Consider the following 19,279-nt stretch of genomic DNA (forward strand, 5'->3'; position numbering starts at 1 on the left):
GGGAGCCTTCATGGCGAGCGATTTCAAGATCACCTATGACCAGGTCCACACCGCCCAATTGGAGATGAAGCGGGTATCCGACGCGGCGGTCCTGGAAATCCGCCGACTCCAGACCAAGGTCGACGCACTGCTCAAGCCGGGCTCCGGCCTTTGGCTCAAGCTCAGCAGCGAGGAACTCAACACCAAGTACAAGACGCTGAGCACCGACCTGGAAAAGGCCATCCTCAACATCACCACGTTCTCCCAGCAATTCGACAAGATTGTCGAAGCCGCGCGGAAGCTCGACGAATCGATGAAGGCCGCGCTGCAGAAGTCGGCCTGACCGGGCCCGATATCACCCCACCACGAAACGGATGGACATGACCAGTCCCACGGGCACGGATGTCGACGTCAATATCACCGAGGTCCAGCAGGTCTCCGACGACATGGTGAACAGCGCGACGAACACCCAGGCCGCATTGCAGAGCCTGCGGACCACCGTGACCACATTGCTGAACCCCGACGGTGGCCTTTATCTGCGGAAGACCAGCCCGCAGATGACCCAGTCCTATGACGAGCTGACCACCTCGCTCGACAAGGCGATGGTTTCGATCAAGCAGTTCAGCGACACCTTCCAGGTGGTCGTGACCAATTTGCGAAGCCTGGACGGCGAGGATGTCCCGGCGCCGGCTCCGCACAATTCCTGAGCCGGCGCACCGCCGGGCGGCGAGCCGATTTCGCTGAGCCGTGGCACCGCCCGCACCGCTCCACCGCCCGCACTGCTCCACCGCCCGCACCGCGCCGGGCTCGCACTGCGCCCCCGCCGTCATTCGGCGGCGGGGCGCAGCTGCGTCTCGGGGATCAGCACCGGCGCCAGGAAGCCCCGCTGGTCCCGGATCCAGGCATGGCCGATCCGCAGCGGCCGGCGGACCCGCTCGGTGGGCAGCCGGGCGCCGATCAGATCACCCTCGCCGCCCAGTTGCGGCGACAGCAGGATGCCCTGCCGGTTGCGCCGGACATCGCCCAGCCAACCGCTCAGCGACTGCAACAACGTCTCGGCGGTCGCCGCGTACGCCAGCCCGATGCCCCGATCGCGACCGGAGCCGATCACCTCGCGCAGCGCGTACCCGACCATCGACCCCATCTCGGACAGCAGATCCGCGTCGTCGATCAGCACCACCGCCGGCCCCGCCAACTCCTCGACCGCCGCCGAGGTGCGCGAGCCGTCCGAGTCCGCGCCCTCGACCAGGGTCACCAGCGGATGCGCGCGCAGCAGCCGCAGCGGCGAGTCGCGCGGCGTGATCGCCACCACCCTGGTTCCGCTCGCGAGCAGCGAAACCGCCATCGTGGCCAGCGTGTTGCTGCGCCCGCTGCCGGGCGGGCCGACCACCGCGAAGGTGTGCTGGGCATCCGCGAAGTCCGCGCCCACCGCGCCGACCGCGTCCCCGCCGATCCCCAACAGGCCCCACAGCGGGCGACGTTGCTCCGGCGGCACCACCTCGTAGGCCTCGGCGAAGCCGATCGAGGTGGGCAGCGCGGCCAGTTCGAACGGCCGCCGAGCCGGATCCACGTCCCGGTCCCGCTCGCGCGCGTTCGCCGCGATCCGGCGCAGCGCCTCGACCTGCTCACGCCCGCTCTCGCCCGGACCGAGCAGGCACACCTGCGCCTCCGTCCACGACCCGGACACCAGGATCCGCCCGGGCGGCATCGCACCGGGAATCGCGGTACGCGGCACCCCCGCGCCCGAATACTCGGCCCGATCGGCCAGCCGCAGCAGCACCATGTCGTCGTTGACCGAGGACAACCGCCCGTTGATCAGCGCCCGTTCCGAGGTCATCACCAGATGGATCCCCGCCGCCGCGCCCTCGCGCAGCAGCCGGACCACCTCGTTCATCACCCGGCCGTCGTCGTAGTCGTACAACGTCGGCGCCAGCGGATCCCACCCGTCGATCAGCAGGAACACATGCGCCGGGCAGCCGTGCGCGTCGTTCGCCCGCAGCTCGGTCAGATTCGCGCACGCCTGCCGGGACAACAGCTCCTGACGCCGACTCAGCTCCTCGCCGAGCCGGGAGATCAGCCGGTCGATCCGGGCCAGGTCGTTGCGCGGCACCACCGTTCCACAGTGCGGCAGTTCGGCGAGCGCGGCCAGCGCGCCGCCACCCGCGTCGATCGCCTGGATGTGCACGACCCCGCACGAGTGCCGGCCGGCCAGCGCGGCGGCCATCGTGCGGAGCAACTGGCTGCGCCCGGTGCGCGGCGCGCCGACCACGAACAGGTGGCCGAACGTGCTCGGATCCAGGAGCACCGCCTTGCGTGCCTGGAGATGCGGTACGTCCTCCATCGCCCACGCCACCGGTTCCAGTGCGCCGGGCGGGCGCTCGGCAGCCGGCGCGGGGACGGGCAACTCGTCGGGGAGCACCCGATGCGGCAGCGGATCCAACCACGGGCTCGGCGGCTTGGTGAAATCCGCGAGCGCCGCCGCCGCGGCGCCGATCGCGGTGACCAACTCCTTGAGGTCGGTGGTCGGTTCGGCGTCGCCCGGCTGCGGTTGCGGCGCCACGTCGAGCTCGACGGCGGGCGGCCGGGGCCGACCAAGGCGGGTCCAGGACAACACCGTGGTCTGCGGTCGGACCGGCTCCGCCGACGCGGCCGGGAGCGCCCGGACCGGCTCGGCGCCGGTCCCGGTGTCCACCCGCTCGGTACCGGCGTACGCGGTCTGGAACGGGATCACCGTGTGATGCGAGGTCCGGGCCAACGCGCGCCCCGGCGTGGCCGAGGAGATCGCCACCGCGTCCTTCGTGTCGATCACATCGGAACTCTCGCCCGCGTCGGTCACCCGCAGCGCGATCCGCAGATTGGTGTTGGCCCGGATATCGGCGGTGATCACCCCGGCCGGGCGCTGCGTGGCCAACACCATGTGGATGCCCAGCGAACGCCCGCGCTGGGCGATGCCGACCAGGCCCGGGATGAAGTCCGGCACCTCGCGGACCAGCGTGGCGAACTCGTCCACGATCAACAACAGTCGCGGCAGCGCGGGCAACTCCGGGTCGCGCAGCCGTTTGCCCCGATACTCCGTGTGGTCCTTCGCGCCGACCATCGCCAACAGCAGCTCGCGGCGCGTGAGTTCGGCGCCCAGCGAGGCCATCGCACGATGCACGAGCTGGGCGTCGAGGTCGGTGACCATGCCGAGCGTATGCGGCAGTTCCACGCAGTCCTTGAACGCGCTGCCACCCTTGTAGTCGACCAGCACGAAGGTCAGCTCGTCCGGCCGGTTCGCCGCCGCCAACGCGGCCACGAACGACTGCAACATCTCCGACTTGCCGGACCCCGTGGTGCCCGCGATCAACGCGTGCGGACCGTCGAGCACCAGATCGAAGGAGACCGGCCCGTCGTAGCCGACCCCGAGCAGCACCCGGGTCGACGCCGGCCGACGCCGCCAGCGCTCGCCGATCGTGGCCGGATCCGGCGGCTCGAGCGCCAACAACTCCGGCAACAACACCCGCTCCGGCAGGGCGCCTTCGTCCGGCGAGGTGACATCGCGCACCGGCGCCAACGCGCGGGCGATGGTCTCGCACCACGTCACGGCGGGCAGATCCGGGCGTACGTCGGTCACCGTCGCAGTGTCGTGCCGGCGCACCGTGGCCACCGGCCCGCGCGCCTCGGGGCCCTCGTCCAGGCCGATCACCGCCGTGCACTCCTGCGGCAGGAAACGTTCCTCCGTGTCCACGCAGATCGAGAACACCCGCACCTTCGGGCCCTCCTGCAACACCTGCGTCATGCCCGGGATCTCCCGCAACCGACGCGCGCCGTCCACGACCAGGACGATGTCCGGATCGGCGAACACCGCGTTGCGCAGCAACGTTTCCGACGCGGCCTGCCGGGCGCGGACCACCTGCACCAACTCGGCCACCCGCGCCGCGATCGTCTCCGGATCGCCGCCGATCAACACCTCCGGGCCACCGCGCACCACACCACGCGCGTGCGGCAACCAGGCCAACCAGCCCCACGCATCCGCCCCGTTCGCCCCCGTCAACAGCCGCACCTGGACATCCCGGGGACTGTGCAGGATCGCCGCCTGCGCCACCAACCAGCCCGCGAGTCGCAGGGCGGGCCCGGTCGGGCCCGCCACGCCGAGCACACCCTGCCGGGTCAGATCCACCGCGGTCGGCACATCCGGGACCGTCCAGTAGGCCCGCCGCTCCAACGACTCCGAATCGGAATCCTCGACCTCGTTCAACGAGGTATGCGCCGACGTACCCACCCGCAACACCAGATGGTCCGGATCGACCCGCCGCCGCTCCCACAACCGTTGCCCCGGCCCGGTCGCGAACAGCCCGGTCACCGACGGATCCGGGATCGCGTCGACCCGGCCCTGCCGCTCCACCTCGGCACTCGCGGCCACCTCGGCGAGTACCTCCGCCTTGCGCACCCGGTAGGCGGCCAGGTCCTTGACGAACTGCTTGCGTCCGCTGCGCCGCGCGGAGATCCAGTTGGCCAGCGCCATGATCGGGCTGAAGATCGCGAAGATCAGGAAGAAGTACGAGTTGAAGATCTTGACCATGACCAAGCCGAGCAACATCGGCGCCAGCGTGATCAACAACGGGAACGGTTGCCGGAACGTCCCGCGCGGCCGGACCGGGATCCGGAACCGGCCACCCTTGACCGGCTCGACGAGCCGCGGCGGCCGGTTGAAGTCCAGGCCGGTGCCGTCCGCCGAGGGCACGATGTCCGCGCCGGCGTCGAACGGGGCGACCGGGCGCAGCAGTACCGGCCCCACGGTCAGCCCCAGGCCGAGCCCCCACGCCACCTCGCCGACGATCGGCGCGTTCGGATCGGGCGCCGGTTCGTCGGCGTACTTCCGCTCCTTCGGATCGATCGGCCGCGCGGGCGCGTCCTCTCCGGTCCGGTACACCCGCCCCAGCCGTACCTCGCTCCCGGGCGGTACGGCGACCCGGACCGCGCCGTCGGGGCCGACGCGCACCCGGATCCCGTGCGCGGGCACACCCGGTTCGTCGATCCGGATCGCGCACTCCGGATCGGCGCCGATGTCGTACGTCCCCATCGCCAACGCCCAGATCCGGCCCGCACCGGGACCGGCCGCGAGATGCAACTCGACCAGCGGCGGGTCGGGTCGGCGGCCCGGGTCGGCGGGCGCCGCGCCGAGGGTGAGCTCGGCGCCCTCCCGAATCCCGCACGCGGACAGCACGTCGTCGTGGTCGAGCACGCTGTCCGCGAGCCGACACACGATCCCCGGCGCGCCCAAGTCGTGCGTGTCGGCGAGGTGTTCGAGCAACTCGCGAACGGTGGTCGCCGGCCCGGCCTCGACCACGATCGAATCCCGCCGATCCCGCGCGGGCTCGGACACGGTGATGGTCAGTCGCATGAGCCGGCCTCCAGGCAAACACGGACAGCGGTCATGGCCGACTCGGCCCGCTCGGTGTGGTCTCGGCAGGATCGCCCGGGCCGGCGGGGCCGGCCTCGCCCGGCACCTCGCCCGGCCCTTGAGCCCGGCGCGCGGACGCGAACGCCGCCGGCCGCCGGGCCCCGCTCGCGGGCGTTGCCGCCGGGCTCCCGGCGGGGGAGGACATCGTGCCCGGGTCGCCGGCGGGTGCCCGGCGACCGGACTCGGCCACGGGTATGGGTATGGGTGCGGGTACGGCCGCCGAGGACCCGGAAGCGACCCGCGAACCATCGGCCGCGCCACCGCTGCCCGAGCCTCCGGCACGACCCGAAACCGGAACTCCGGCCTCCGCTGCGGCGGCTGCGGACGCGGACGCGGACGCAGGCCCGGAGACAGACCCGGAGTCGCGCCCGGTGCCGGTGCCGGTCGCGGATCCGGAGGTTGAGGCGGAGCCGGACGCAGCCGCGGCCTGCGAAACGAGGGCCGATGCAGCCCCTGACCCGGTCTCGGAGCCGCGCCTGGTCTCGGTCGCGGATCCGGACACACGTCCGGGTGCCGGGTTGGATTCGGTCCCGGACCCGTGCCTGGCCCCGGGCCCCAAGGCGGGCACGTTCCCAGCAGGGTTCGCAGGCTCGGACGAGCGCGCCGACGCGCCCGTCCCCGCGCTCCGTACCCCGGCCCCAGCCGCAGGTCCGGCCGTCCCCTCCGGCGGCCATCCCGACCGGACCACCCGGGCCACCGCTCGGGCCAGCCCCGCCGTCTCGACCGGTCCCAACCCGTCCTCCTCGTGCAGCACTCCGAACGTGTTCGGTCGCAACGCCAGGCGTCGACCCCGTACATCGCCCAGCACGAGCGCCCACCGGTCCGGCCTCCGGGCGAACTCGGCCATCTCGTACTCCAGTTCCGGCGCCGGCTGCGCGCACACCAGGACTCGTACCGGCGGATCCGCGCACAATTCGCCCACCGGCCGCCCGGCGAAGCCCGGGTGCACCCCACCCGCGACCCCGACCGTCCCCGCCGGCAACCGCCGCGCCAACTGCGCGGCCAGCGCATGACCCAGATCCGTCCCGGCCGCCCGATCCCCGGTCACCGCGAGCACCGGCGGTATCGCCGACAGATCCAGCAACACGACATCCGAGCCCAGCAGTCCCACCACGACCGGCAGCGCCGAGTACTCCTCGGGCGCCGCCAACCCGCCCACGGCCGCCGACCATGTCAGGGGCTCGCCCGGAGCAGCCGACCAGGGCTCGGCGGCCTCCGGGGCCTTGGCCGCCGCCAGCCGTACCGACACCGACCGGCGATCGGCCGCCAGTACCACCGCCCACGGCCGACCTCCCGCCGCCCGCGCGGCAGCCAGCGCCCGCGTCGCCACCTCGAAGGTCTCCGGCGCACCCAGGTGTCGGGCCAGCGTCGCGACCCCGCGTCGATCCCGCCGCCACGCGCGGAACGGCGCCGCGAACGCCCGCCCGGTCGCCACCACCTGCTGCCAAAACCCGCGAATCAGCCCGCGCGGACCGGCCCGCCGCGCCAACACCCGCAGCAACACCACCACGAGCACCAGCAGTTCGAGCAGGGCCAACCAGGCCACGCCCCGGTTCCCGCTCCAAAAGTCCGCGCCGAACGGATTCGCGGCCGTCATGCTGCCGATCGTGTCCGCCCGGGCCACAGGTGATACCGAGATCATCCGGAGATCAGCTCGCATCGAAGCAGGAAAGGAGCGTATTCGAAAGGCCCGGAGGGCCCGAAGGGGCGGTTCGAAGAGGGCTTTCCGGATTCATCGGACACCGTTTCGGGGGCGGGGAAGAACGTCGGCACACCGCGTCGACCGACGGTCGACCCGGCCCTACGTCCATCCGGCGTATGGGCGATGACCTGCACATACAGCGGGATGCTCAGGGCTCGTACACACCTGCGCGACAGCGGCCCCCCGGACCGCCCGTCCCACTTGTTCTGGTTCTCCGGAAAACTCTCCGGATCCTTCGATCGTTTCCTTCTGTGGAAAATCCCGCAACGAACTCGAAACGGGATTCCGGCAATCCTGCACGCGGATCGAAAAACCTGCGAATCGACGTGACATTCCCCTTGCCCGGGAAATCGGTACGCCAGTGTTGCGGCGAGTCCACAAAATAGACGCGGAGTCGTCCGGGCGACACGGATCTGAGCATCATCTGAGGTTTCCCGCGCGTAGATCGGGTGAACAGCCCATGCCGACCAAACAGGCCCAAGGCAGTCGGCCCGGACCATTTCCCCCGCCCGACACCGGCCCCCACCACACCGATTCGCGACGGCGCGACCGGCCGGACAACCCGGCTCCCGCTCCCGCCTCCGGCTCCCGCCTCCGGCTCCCGCTACCGAACCTCGCGCGCCAACCGATCCCGCGACCGCGGATCCGGCGTGGCGCTGGCCACGCCCAGCAACAGCCCGACCGTCACCAACACCACCGGAAACTCGGCGACATAGTCCATCGAAGCCTGCACCAGGAAGGCAGTGAACGTCACCGACCCCACCGCCACCACCGCCGGTGGTTGCGGCGACCGCCACAGCCGTACGTACACCCACCCCGTCACCGCGACCAGACACAGCGCGCCGGGGATCCCCTGCTCCGCCGCCTGGCGCAGCCACATCGAGTGCGCCGAGTGCACGTCCGCGTCCGAACGCGCGGTCGCACTGTGCACCACGAAGGTGCCGGGACCCGTCCCGCGGACCGGATAACTCTTCGTCAGATGTACGCCGTCGCTCCACAGTTGGATCCGACGCTCGCTCAGACTCGCCTCGGCGGGATCCTCGATCCCACCCGAGCGGGGGCCCAGTGCGCCGAGTACGACGGTGGTGAGCACCGCGCCCGCGACACACACCGCCGACACCAATACGACCGTGCCCCGGCGGTACACCGCCGCCGACAACGCGACGGACAACACCGCCACCGCGCCCACCGCCGCCGCCTCCGACCCGGTGGCGAACGTCGCGAGCACCAACAACCCGGCCAACAGCAGGAGTTCGCCGCGCCGCCGGTCGGAGCCGACCACCAACGCGGCCAGACACGCGGCTCCCACGGCCTGGGCCACCAACGCGCCGTCGGCGTTCCCGTATTCCAGCGGCGGTGCCAGCGCGGTTCCGTCCAGCGCGTCCGGCCACAACACCAACACCCCCGTCACCGCGCCGGCGACCAGTGCCGGCACCGGTAACGCCGCGCGCGCCCCCACCACCCGGCCGAGTACGTACGCCCCGGCCGCCGTCAACAGCGCGAGCAGGTAACTCTCCGGCTGCCCGGCCCGATTCGCCGCCGCGACCAGGGCCCACATCGCGGTCGCCGCGAGCACCGCCGTACCCAACAGATCGAGCCGGGACAGATACCACGCCGAAGGGCGGACCCGCTGCTCCTCTTCCCGGTCAGCACTCACCACGTCACCCGCTTCCGCTCGACGCTCGACATTTCCGAACACCACGAACACCGGGACGCCGGGACACCGGGACGTGGGCACGCCGGGACACGAGGACCACCGAGACCACTTGTCTCGCGCCCGCGTCCGCGGACAACCGTCCCGGACGCGAATCCCGGCCGCCCGGCGATGCCAGGATGTCCCTCATGCCGCTCTACATCTGCGGGGCCGGCGGCGTGGGCCGCGAAGCCCTGGACGCCGCGCTCGCCGCCGCGCTCACCGTCACCGCGTTCCTCGACGACGCCCGCGCCGGCGAGCGGGTCCGGGGCCTGCCGGTGCTCTCCCCGAGCGAGGTCGACGCCGGCGAATACCTGGTCGGCATCGCCGCCCCCGCCGCCCGCGAACGTTTCGCCCGCCGACTCGACGCGCTCGGGCTGCGCGCGGTCACCATCGTGCATCCGCGCGCGGTGATCTCCCCGGAGACCACCATCGGGCCCGGGACGCTGATCCAGGCCAACACGCACGTCTCCAGCAGCGTCACCCTGGGTCCGCATACGCAGGTCCACTACAACGCCACGATCGGACACGACGCCGTACTCGACGCGCGCGCCTCGGTATACCCCGGCGCCAATATCTCCGGCAATGTGCACCTGTGCGAGGGTGCCACCGTCGGCAGCAATGCCGTCGTCCTGCAGGGCCTGACCGTCGGCGCCGGTGCCTTCGTCGGCGCGGGTGCCGTGGTCACCCGCGACGTACCCGCGGGCCACACCGTGATCGGCGCCCCCGCCCGACGGCTCCCCACACACGAGTAGCACCCGCGCCGCCCGCAGGGCGCCCTCCACGAGCACCGCCCACCCCGGATCAGCCGAGCCGCGACCGGAACCACGCGACCGTCCGGGCGAGCCCCTCGCGCAACTCGACCGGCTCGGCGGCCGGGAACAACGCCCGCAACCGCGCCCCGTCCGCCTGCGAATCGCGCACATCCCCCGGCCGCGGCGGCGCGTGCTCGACCTCGACCGGATGCCCGAGCACCTCGGCCAGCAGGGCGATCAGCGCGTTGAGCGAAGTCCGCGACCCGAACGCCAGGTTGACCGGGATGTCGGAGACCACCCGACGCACCACGGCATCCGTGAGCACCGCACACACACTGGCGATATCGGTGAAGTCGCGGGTCTGCTCGCCGTCCCCCTGTACCGACAACGGCCGTCCCGCCAGCGCCGCGTCCACGAACCGCGGGATCACCGCCGCATAGGCGTGATCGGCCGGCTGTCCGGGGCCGAAGACGTTGAAGAACCGAAACGGCAGCACCGGCAGGCCGTAGCAGTTCCCGTAGGCGAGCAGATACGACTCGGTGGCCAACTTGCTGACCGCGTAAGGGCTCAGCGGCGCGGTGCGCATGTCCTCGCGCTTGGGCAACTCGCGGTTGGCGCCGTAGACCGACGACGAGGACGCGGCCACCACATGGATCCCGCCCGCCCGCCGGGCCGCCTCCAACACCTCCAGCGTGCCGGTCGCGTTCGCATGGTGGCTGGCCAGCGGCGCCTCCACCGAACGCGGCACCGACGGCAACGCGGCCAGATGCACCACCGCGTCCGCGCCCGCGCACGCCCGATCGAGCAACTCCGGGTCCAGGATCGAGCCCTGATGGAACGTCACTTTCAGGCCGGCGAGACTCGCGAGCGACCCGGTGGACAGGTCGTCGACCACGTGCACGTCGCGCACCACGTCGTGGTCCTGGAGCGCGGCGACCAGATTCGCGCCGATGAAACCGGCGCCGCCGGTGATCACTACCTTCACAAAGTCCCCCCGGACCATCGTGCGGAACCGTCCCCGCCTGGGCCTGTGTTTCGAACTCCGCCAAGTCCGCGCCGAGGTCGGTCCGCTCCCGGCTCCCGCACTGTACCCACGGCCCGCTTCAGGAGAGGGCAAAACCCGGACAACAGGCCGGAACGTGCGCCACACTTTCCCCTAGCTCGGACCCGGGACACCGCCCCGGGCACCGGAGTTGGGGTGGGGGACACGCATGGACATGCCCAGGCCAAGGATGCGCAGAGCGACACTTCCGACACTGTTCGTACTGCTGCTCGCGCTCACCGTCGCGGCACCGAACACACCGAAGGCCGCCGCAGGACCGTGTGACGCGCCGGTCGCGAACGCGGTCGTCTGCGAGAACACCAAGACCGGCAACCCGCGTACCGAATGGGACGTCAGCGGCGCCGGCAGCAGCTCGATCCAAGGCTTCTCCACCGACATCAGCGTCAACGTCGGCGGGCAGATCAGGTTCCGTATCGACACCCCGGCGAGCTCCTACCGCGTCGACATCTACCGACTCGGTTGGTACAACGGCAGCGGCGCACGCAAGGTGGCGACGATCCCCGCCTCGGCGGTGACCCCCAGGCAGCAGCCCGACTGCGACATCGACAACCAGGTGACCGGCCTGATCGACTGCTCGAACTGGACCGACTCCGCCTCCTGGAGCGTGCCCGCCGACGCGGTGTCGGGCTACTACCTCGCCAAACCCACGCGCACCGACGGGACTTCGGGCACCAGCCAGATCCCGTTCGTCGTCCGCAACGACGCCTCGCACTCGGCGCTGCTGATGCAGGCGTCCGACACCACCTGGCAGGCGTACAACGCCTTCGGCGGGAACGACCTGTACACCGGACAGCCGGTCGGGCGCGCCTACAAGGTCAGCTACAACCGGCCGTTCACCACGCGCGCGGACAACCCCGAGGACTCCCTGTTCAACGCCGAGTTCCCGATGTTGCGCTTCCTGGAACGCAACGGCTACGACGTGACCTACTCGACCGGCGTGGACACCGACCGCCGAGGCCAACTGATCCGGAACCACAAGGTGTTCCTGTCCGTGGGCCACGACGAATACTGGTCCGGCGCACAACGCGCCAACGTCGAGGCGGCCCGCGACGCGGGCGTCAACCTCGCCTTCCTCTCCGGCAACGAGGTGTTCTGGAAGACCCGTTGGGAGAACGGCGGGATCAACGGCGACGGCCCCGACCACCGCAACCTGGTCGCCTACAAGGACACCCACGCCAACCAGTCGATCGACCCGCTGGGCCCGAGCATGTGGACCGGCACCTGGCGCGACCCGCGCTTCTCGCCCCCGGGCGACGGCGGCCGGCCGGAGAACAACCTCACCGGCACCATCTTCACGGTCAACTGCTGCACCACGGACATGTACGCCAACGGCACCGACGGCCGACTACGCCTGTGGCGCAACACCCGCCTGGCCACCCTCGGACCCACCGCGCAGACCACGCTGGGCAGCGGCACGCTCGGCTACGAATGGGACTCCGACCTGGACAACGGCGCCCGACCCGCCGGCCTGATCCGACTGTCCAGCACGGTGCACTCCGGCATGTCGGTACTCCAGGACCAGGGTTCCACCTACGCCGACGGCAGCTCCACGCACAGCCTGACCCTCTACCGCGCGCCCAGCGGCGCCCTGGTCTTCGGCGCGGGCACCGTGCAGTGGGCCTGGGGCCTGGACGTCTACCGGGTCGGCGCCAACGGCACCGTGGACGTCGCGATGCAGCAGGCCACCGTCAACCTGTTCGCCGACATGGGCGTCCAACCCGGCACACTGATGACCGGCCTGGTCCCGGCGACCCAGACCACCGACGCCACGCCGCCGGCGTCGAGCATCACCGCCCCCACCAACGGCGGCAGCCTGCCCGCCAATACCAACGTCACGGTCACCGGCACCGCGACCGACATCGGCGGCAAGGTCGGCGGCGTCGAGGTCTCCGTGGACAACGGCGCCACCTGGCACCCGGCCACCACCGGCCGGGACAACTGGACGTACGTGTTCACCACCGGCGCCGGCGGCTCGATCACCATCAAGTCCCGCGCCACCGACGACAGCGCCCGCACCGAGACCCCGACGGCCGGAGTCACCGTCACCATCGGCGGCCCACCGCAACCGGTCAGCTGCCCGTGCACCCTGTGGACCCCGACCGACCAACCCTCGGCCGGGCCCGACCCGGACACCGTCGCCACCGAACTGGGCGTCAAGTTCCAACCGGACCGGGCCGGTTACATCACCGGCGTGCGCTTTTGGAAGGACGCGACGAACACCGGGACGCACACCGGCACCCTGTGGTCGGCCACCGGCACCCGACTGGCCGGCGCGACCTTCGGCACCGAAACCGCGTCCGGCTGGCAACAGGTGACGTTCGCTCAGCCGGTGCCGGTCGCCGCCGGCGCCACCTACGTGGCCTCGTACCAGGCACCCAACGGCCGATACACCGCCGATCAGGGCGGCCTGACCACCGCGCACATCCGCGGCCCGCTCACCGCGCCCGCGAGCAACGCCTCCGGCGGCAACGGCGTCTACCGCTACGGCGCCGGCTTCCCGACCTCGTCCTGGAACGACTCGAACTTCTGGGTCGACCCGGTGTTCACCACCTCGGGCACCCCGACCACCGGCACCCCGCCGGTGCTCACCGCCACCGTCCCGGCGAACGCGGCCGGCGCGGTCGCGGTCGGCACCACGATCGGCGCGACCTTCGACAAGGCGGTCCAACCCGCCACCATCGCCTGGTCGGTCGCCAAGCCGGACCACACCACCGCGGCCGGGACCGCGAGCTACGACGCGACGAGCCGGACCGCGACCTTCCAACCGACCGCCGCACTGACCGCGGGCACCACCTACACGGTCACCCTCACCGGGGCACAGGCCGCCGACGGCACCCCGATGGCCGACACCTCGTGGTCCTTCACCACCGCCGGTGGCGCACCGCCGCCCACCTGCAACCCGTCCTGCACCATCTGGCCCGCCGGCGCGACACCGGCCACCCTCGCCGACAGCGACGCCACCGGCATCGAACTCGGCGTCAAGTTCACCAGTTCCGTGCCCGGCCGGATCACCGGACTGCGCTTCTACAAGGGCGCCGCCAACACCGGCACACACACCGGCACCCTGTGGAACGCGACCGGCACCGCACTGGCCACCGCGACCTTCACCGGCGAGAGCACGTCCGGCTGGCAGCAGGTGAACTTCGCCCAACCGGTCACCATCGCCGCCGACACCACCTACGTGGCCTCGTACTTCGCCCCCGCCGGCCGGTACTCCTCCACCGAGGGCGGACTCACCGCAGCCGCCGGCACCGGCCCGGTCAAGGCCGCCGCGTCCGGCACCGTCGGCGGCAACGGCGTCTACGCCTACGGCGCGAGCGGCTTCCCCACCAGCACCTGGAACGACAGCAACTACTGGGTGGACGTGGCGTTCACCACCAACTAGCCACCGTCTGCCGGCACTCGGAACCGACCGTCATGCCATTGAGGAGCACCAACTCGATGAAGGCTGCCCGCTCCAGGACCAGATCGGGTCTGCGACAACGCCGAGCAACGTGGACGAGCATCACGTTCGCCGCGATCGGCGCGTTGCTGTTCACCCTGTTCGCCCCGATCACCGCGGCCCAGGCCGCACCCTGCAGTCCCTGCTCGCTGTTCGCCGGCGCCGACCCGCTCGGCGCGGTGACCGACACCGACGCGGTGCCCGTCGAACTGGGCGTACGCTTTCGCCCCGCCACCGACGGCACGATCACCCAGATCAAATTCTGGAAGGACGCGGCCAACACCGGCACCCACACCGGCCGGATCTGGGACACCGCGACCGGTACCGCCACCTCGGTCACCTTCACCGGGGAGAGCGCCTCCGGCTGGCAGACCGCGACCTTCGCGAACCCGATCACCGTCGCCGCCGGCGCCACCTACATCGCGTCCTACGTCGCGCCGGTGGGCCGCTACACGGTCACCGACAACTACTTCGCCACCGACCGCACCGTCGAACAACTCGTCGCCCCCGCCGCCAACGGCACCCAGGGCAACGGCGTCTACACATACAACCCCGGCGGCGCCATGCCCACCGACTCCTACCAGGCCGGCAACTACTGGGTCGACGTCTCCTTCGTCCCCGGCGCCGACACCACGCCGCCCGTCATCACCCAGACCGTGCCGCCCGGCAACACCACCGGCGTGCCCACCGCCGCCCCGCTGACCGCGACCTTCAGCGAACCGGTCCAGCCCGCCAGCATCCAGTGGGCGGTCACCCAAACCGGCGGCCCCGCCGTCCCCGGCACCACGAGCTACAGCGGCAACACCGCGTCCTTCCAACCCACTTCCGCGCTGGCCGTCTCCAGCGGCTACACCGTGACCGTCTCCGGCGCGCAGGACCCGGCCGGCAACACCATGACCACCAAGTCCTGGTCCTTCACCACCGGCACCAGCGCCGGCCAGTCGGTGGAAACCAGCATCTGGACCGGCCCGGTCAGCCCCAGCACGCCCAACCAGGCCGACACCAACAGCGTCGAGGTCGGCGTCAAGTTCCGTACCACCGCCGACGGCCAGATCAAGTCCATCAAGTTCTGGAAACTCGCCGGCAGCACCGGCCCCTACGCGGTCAGCCTCTGGGACAAGAACACCCAGACCCGACTCGCCACCGTGGCCAACGTGACCCGCACCGGCAGCGGCTGGCAGACCGTCGACCTGCCCACCCCGGTCACGGTGCATGCCGGCGTCACCTACGTGGCGTCCTACTTCGCGCCCAACGGCACCTACCCCGCCAACACCAGCTCGTTCTCCCAGGCCGTCGGCAACCCGATGATCAACGCACTGGCCGACGGCGTCGACGGCGGCAACGGCGTGTACAAGTACAACGCCGGCAGCGTCTACCCCACGGACAGCTGGGACGGCAGCAACTACTGGGTGGACGTGGTCTTCAGCACCAACGCCCAGGACACCGTCCCACCCGCGATCACCGGCCAGTCGCCGATGCCCGACGCCAACGGAGTACTCTCCGGCGTCCAGCCCTCGGTCACCTTCAGCGAACCGCTCAAGCCCGCGGGCCTGAGCTTCGAACTCAAGCGCAACGGCGTGCTCGTACCCGCCGAACTCGAACTCGACAACCCGACCACCCCCACCCAACTCACCCTCAAGCCCAACGCCGAACTGGCCTACGGCACGCCGTACACACTCACCGTCAGCGGGGTCAAGGACCGCTCCGACAACGCCATGCCGGACGCCACCTGGACCTTCACCACCGGCCAGGCCCCGCCGACCCCGCCCTGCGACGCGCCGAATACCGGCCCGATCCTGGTGATCAAGGCCGACTCCAACCCGTTCAGCTGCTACTACACCGAAATCCTGCGCACCGAGGGCCTCAACTCGTTCGCCGTCAAGGACGCGAGCACGGTCACCGCGAGCGTGCTGGGCGGCTACACCACCGTGGTCCTGGGCGACTTCGCCCCCTCGGCACAACTGGTCACCGACCTCGGCACGTGGGTCAACGCCGGCGGCAACCTGATCGCGATGCACCCGCGCGCCGCGCTGGCCGGCCTGCTCGGCCTCGGCACCACGGCCGGCTTCCAGGCCAACCAATACCTCAAGGTCGACTCCGGCACCGCCCCCGGCGCGGGCATCTACAGCCAACTGAGCATGCAGTACCACGGCCCCGCCGACGTCTGGACCATCCCCGGCGGCACCGGCACCGTGCGGGTCGCGGACCTGTACACCCGCACCGGCACCACCCCGCTCGGCCCGGCCGTCACCACCCGCACCGTCGGCAGCGGCACCGCGTCCGCGTTCACCTACGACCTGGCCCGCTCGATCGTGCAGACCCGCCAGGGCAACCCCACCCAGGCCGGCGTCGAGAACGACAACTTCTCCGACAGCGGCGGCCCACTGCTGCGCGCCGACGACATGTTCTATCCCGACTGGGTCGACCTCAGCCGGGTCCAGGTCCCCCAGGCCGACGAACAACAGCGCCTGTTCGCCAACCTGATCGAACTGGGCAACCGGGCCAAGGCACCGATCCCGCGCACCTGGTACCTCCCCGGCAACGCCGCCACCCCCGGACACGACCTGCTCAAGGTCGTCATGGTCTCCACCGGCGACAACCACGGCCAAAATCTCGGCGACATGCAGGGCAGGGTCACCCGCTACAACAACAACAGCGCCGACCCGAACTGCTCCAGCCCGATCGCCGCCCTGCGCGACGCCGCCGTGCGCAACTGGAAGTGCATGCGCGGCACGATCTATGTCTGGGGCCCGGGACCACAGGGCACCCAGGCACCGCCGGTGTCCGACGTACAGAACTGGACCGCGCAGGGCTTCGAGATCGCCCGACACGTGGACGAGAACGGCAGTTGCCCACAACTGCGCGCCGGTGCCACCCAGACCGACATCAACGCCGAACTCGGCGCGGTATACGAGAACAGCCTCGACGACTTCACCCGCTACGCCCCACTGAAGCCGACCACGAACCGCACACACTGCCTGACCTGGCCCGACTGGAGCTCGAACGCCACGATCGCCCGGGCCAAGGGAATCCGGCTGGACACGAACTACTACTACATGCCGGATTACTGGAAGAACACCTGGGGTGGCCCGCTGATGAAGGCGGCCCCCGGCTTCTTCACCGGCTCCGGCTTCCCGATGCGCTTCACCGACCCCAACGGTCAGCTGATCGACATCTACCAGGCCACCACGCAGATCAACGACGAATTCCAACAGGTCTATCCCGACACCTTCGACCAGCTCGTCAACGGTGCCAACAACAACGGCTTCTACGGCGCGTTCGTGATGAACAACCACACCGACTCGGGGAACGCCAACAGCGGCGTGGGCAACGTCGGCCAGCTTGACATCGAGGCGGCACTGATCGCCTCGGCGAAGGCCAAGAAGGTCCCGGTCATCTCGGCCAAACAACTCCTCGACTGGACCGACGCGCGCAACGCGTCGACCATCACCGGCCTCAACCGGGTCGGCAACACGGTCACCTTCACGGTCAACCAGAACGCCGCCGCGACCAACCTGATGACCCTGCTCCCGACCACCGGCTCCGGCGGCACCACGCTCACCGGCCTCACCCGGGCGGGTAGCCCGGTCACGTACCAAAAGAACACGATCAAGGGCATCGAGTACGCCGTCTTCGACGGGACCTCCGGCGCGTACACGGCCACCTACGCGAGCGCCGCGGCCCCCACGATCGCCGCGGCCGAGGCGGCCCCGGCCGCCGACGGCTCCGGCACGCTGACCTGGACGACCGACGTACCGTCGACCACCGAGATGCAGCTGGGCACGCACGCGGACCAACTGCCGATCACCCACACGAGCGTCGAGACCGCGGGCGACCACAAAATCGCCCTGGGCGCCCTCAAGCCCGACACCACCTACTACTACCGACTCACCTCGGTGAACGCGAAGGGCGACCGCAGCACCTGGCCCGCGCCCGACGCCAAGCCCGCCGAGTTCCGCACACCGAGGGCCGACCGCAAGGCCCCAGTGATTCGCGACGTGGCGGTCAAGACCTGGCCGGACGGCAGCGCCGACCTGACCTGGAAGACGGACAAGCCGACGACCACATCGGTCCTGCTGGGCGACAACCCGACGTCGGTCCGCCCGGTATACGCGGACAAGAAGCAGCCGACCACCGACCACCACGCCAAACTCGGCCACCTGGGCGCCGGCAAGACCTACGCCTTCCGCCTGGCGGGCGTGGACGCGGCCGGGAACGAAGGCACCTGGACGGGCGGAGGCGGAAAGCAGAAGGACACGGCACGCCTGGTGATGCCCAGGCCGGGCGTCGCCGAGACCGGCGCGTTCGACTTCACCAACGGCACGGTCTCCGGGGAAGCGGTACGCAGCGACCGCCCGGATGCCCTCACCCTGGACCAGGCCCGGCGGGGTGCGAGCGGCACCTATGTGTCCAAGCCGCTCGACGCCGGCCAGATGGTTATGTGGTTGGCGAGCGACTGGCAGGCGGATATCCCGCCGGGCACGACATTGCGGGTATCGGTACGAACCGGCACGACCGCAGTTCCGGACGCGAGCTGGACACCCTGGAAGGACCTGTCTCGTCCCGGCGACACGGTGGGCAGCGCATCGCGCTTCCTGCAATACAAGGTGGAGCTCACCGGCGCCGGCGGAGCATTGCCCACACTCAAGGGCATCGGCTTCACCCACGACGGCAAGGTGGCGACCACGCCACCGGTGACCGAGGCCGGCCCGAACACCGTGCCGGGCCCGAACCCGGTGACGGGGAAGGGGCGTTGACCCCCGACTGAGGCCCGGAGGGACGGTACTCACGGCCGGGCCCGGAGCGATTTTGCGCTCCGGGCCCGGCCGTGTACTGTTGCGAAGTCCGCCCGGGAGGCGAGCACAATCCAAGATCACCGATTAGGCGATCGGGAATGCGCTCCGCTAAAGTCGGCGGGCGCCGCCAAATGCTTAGGGAATGAAATTCCCGATGCCGAAAGCGGCGGGACGAAAAGCGGGTCGGAAGATCTGCTAGAGTCCAGGAGGCGGAAAACGCGGAAACGCGATGGAAGCCGAAAGCGAGGAAAGCAAAGCGGCCGAAACGGTGTGCTAAGCTGGAAACGCGAAAGCGAAACGAAAGAATCGCTGAAACACAAAAGCAAAGAACGAAACGAAACGCCCGGAGGGCGCGGTTGATTCCGCACCGAAGGAAGCGTCCGTTCCTTGAGAACTCAACAGCGTG

The 19,279-nt window shown here is 70.6% G+C and carries 9 protein-coding genes; 5 read left to right on the top strand and 4 right to left on the bottom strand.

Going from position 1 to position 19,279, the window contains the following annotated elements:
- The first annotated feature begins 10 nt into the window (after positions 1 to 10).
- Positions 11 to 322, top strand: coding sequence for a hypothetical protein (locus tag ABIA38_RS15715; RefSeq protein WP_424639241.1), 312 nt, complete (start codon positions 11 to 13; stop codon positions 320 to 322).
- 37 nt (positions 323 to 359) lie between these two features.
- On the top strand, positions 360 to 686 hold the full coding sequence (locus ABIA38_RS15720) for a hypothetical protein (RefSeq protein WP_424639242.1): 327 nt from the start codon (positions 360 to 362) through the stop codon (positions 684 to 686).
- A 119-nt stretch (positions 687 to 805) separates the two neighbouring features.
- Here the strand turns inward: ABIA38_RS15720 and ABIA38_RS15725 are convergent, their stop codons facing one another.
- The 3 genes from ABIA38_RS15725 to ABIA38_RS15735 form a co-directional block, all read right to left on the bottom strand.
- The gene (locus ABIA38_RS15725) at positions 806 to 5,362 is read right to left on the bottom strand and encodes an FtsK/SpoIIIE domain-containing protein (protein WP_424639243.1); all 4,557 of its coding nucleotides are present in this window, start codon (positions 5,360 to 5,362) and stop codon (positions 806 to 808) included.
- A 31-nt stretch (positions 5,363 to 5,393) separates the two neighbouring features.
- The gene (locus ABIA38_RS15730; protein ID WP_424639244.1) at positions 5,394 to 7,019 is read right to left on the bottom strand and encodes a hypothetical protein; all 1,626 of its coding nucleotides are present in this window, start codon (positions 7,017 to 7,019) and stop codon (positions 5,394 to 5,396) included.
- A gap of 709 nt (positions 7,020 to 7,728) precedes the next feature.
- Positions 7,729 to 8,781 carry an O-antigen ligase family protein gene (locus tag ABIA38_RS15735; protein WP_424639245.1) on the bottom strand — a complete coding sequence of 351 codons (1,053 nt, stop codon included), beginning with the start codon at positions 8,779 to 8,781 and terminating at the stop codon, positions 7,729 to 7,731.
- A gap of 185 nt (positions 8,782 to 8,966) precedes the next feature.
- Between ABIA38_RS15735 and ABIA38_RS15740 the strand changes: the two genes are divergently transcribed.
- Positions 8,967 to 9,572 (top strand): NeuD/PglB/VioB family sugar acetyltransferase, encoded by a 606-nt coding sequence (locus tag ABIA38_RS15740; RefSeq protein ID WP_424639246.1) that lies wholly within the window; start codon positions 8,967 to 8,969, stop codon positions 9,570 to 9,572.
- Positions 9,573 to 9,621: 49 nt separating this feature from the next.
- Here ABIA38_RS15740 and ABIA38_RS15745 read toward each other — a convergent pair whose 3' ends face one another.
- On the bottom strand, positions 9,622 to 10,557 hold the full coding sequence (locus ABIA38_RS15745) for an NAD-dependent epimerase/dehydratase family protein (protein WP_424639247.1): 936 nt from the start codon (positions 10,555 to 10,557) through the stop codon (positions 9,622 to 9,624).
- Between the two features lie 247 nt (positions 10,558 to 10,804).
- Between ABIA38_RS15745 and ABIA38_RS15750 the strand changes: the two genes are divergently transcribed.
- Positions 10,805 to 14,020 (top strand): DUF4082 domain-containing protein, encoded by a 3,216-nt coding sequence (locus tag ABIA38_RS15750; RefSeq protein WP_424639248.1) that lies wholly within the window; start codon positions 10,805 to 10,807, stop codon positions 14,018 to 14,020.
- A gap of 56 nt (positions 14,021 to 14,076) precedes the next feature.
- Positions 14,077 to 18,834, top strand: a complete 4,758-nt coding sequence (locus tag ABIA38_RS15755; protein ID WP_424639249.1) for a DUF4082 domain-containing protein — start codon at positions 14,077 to 14,079, stop codon at positions 18,832 to 18,834.
- Positions 18,835 to 19,279 lie beyond the last annotated feature (445 nt).

The organism is Embleya sp. AB8 (assembly GCF_049739465.1).
Classification (GTDB): domain Bacteria; phylum Actinomycetota; class Actinomycetes; order Streptomycetales; family Streptomycetaceae; genus Embleya.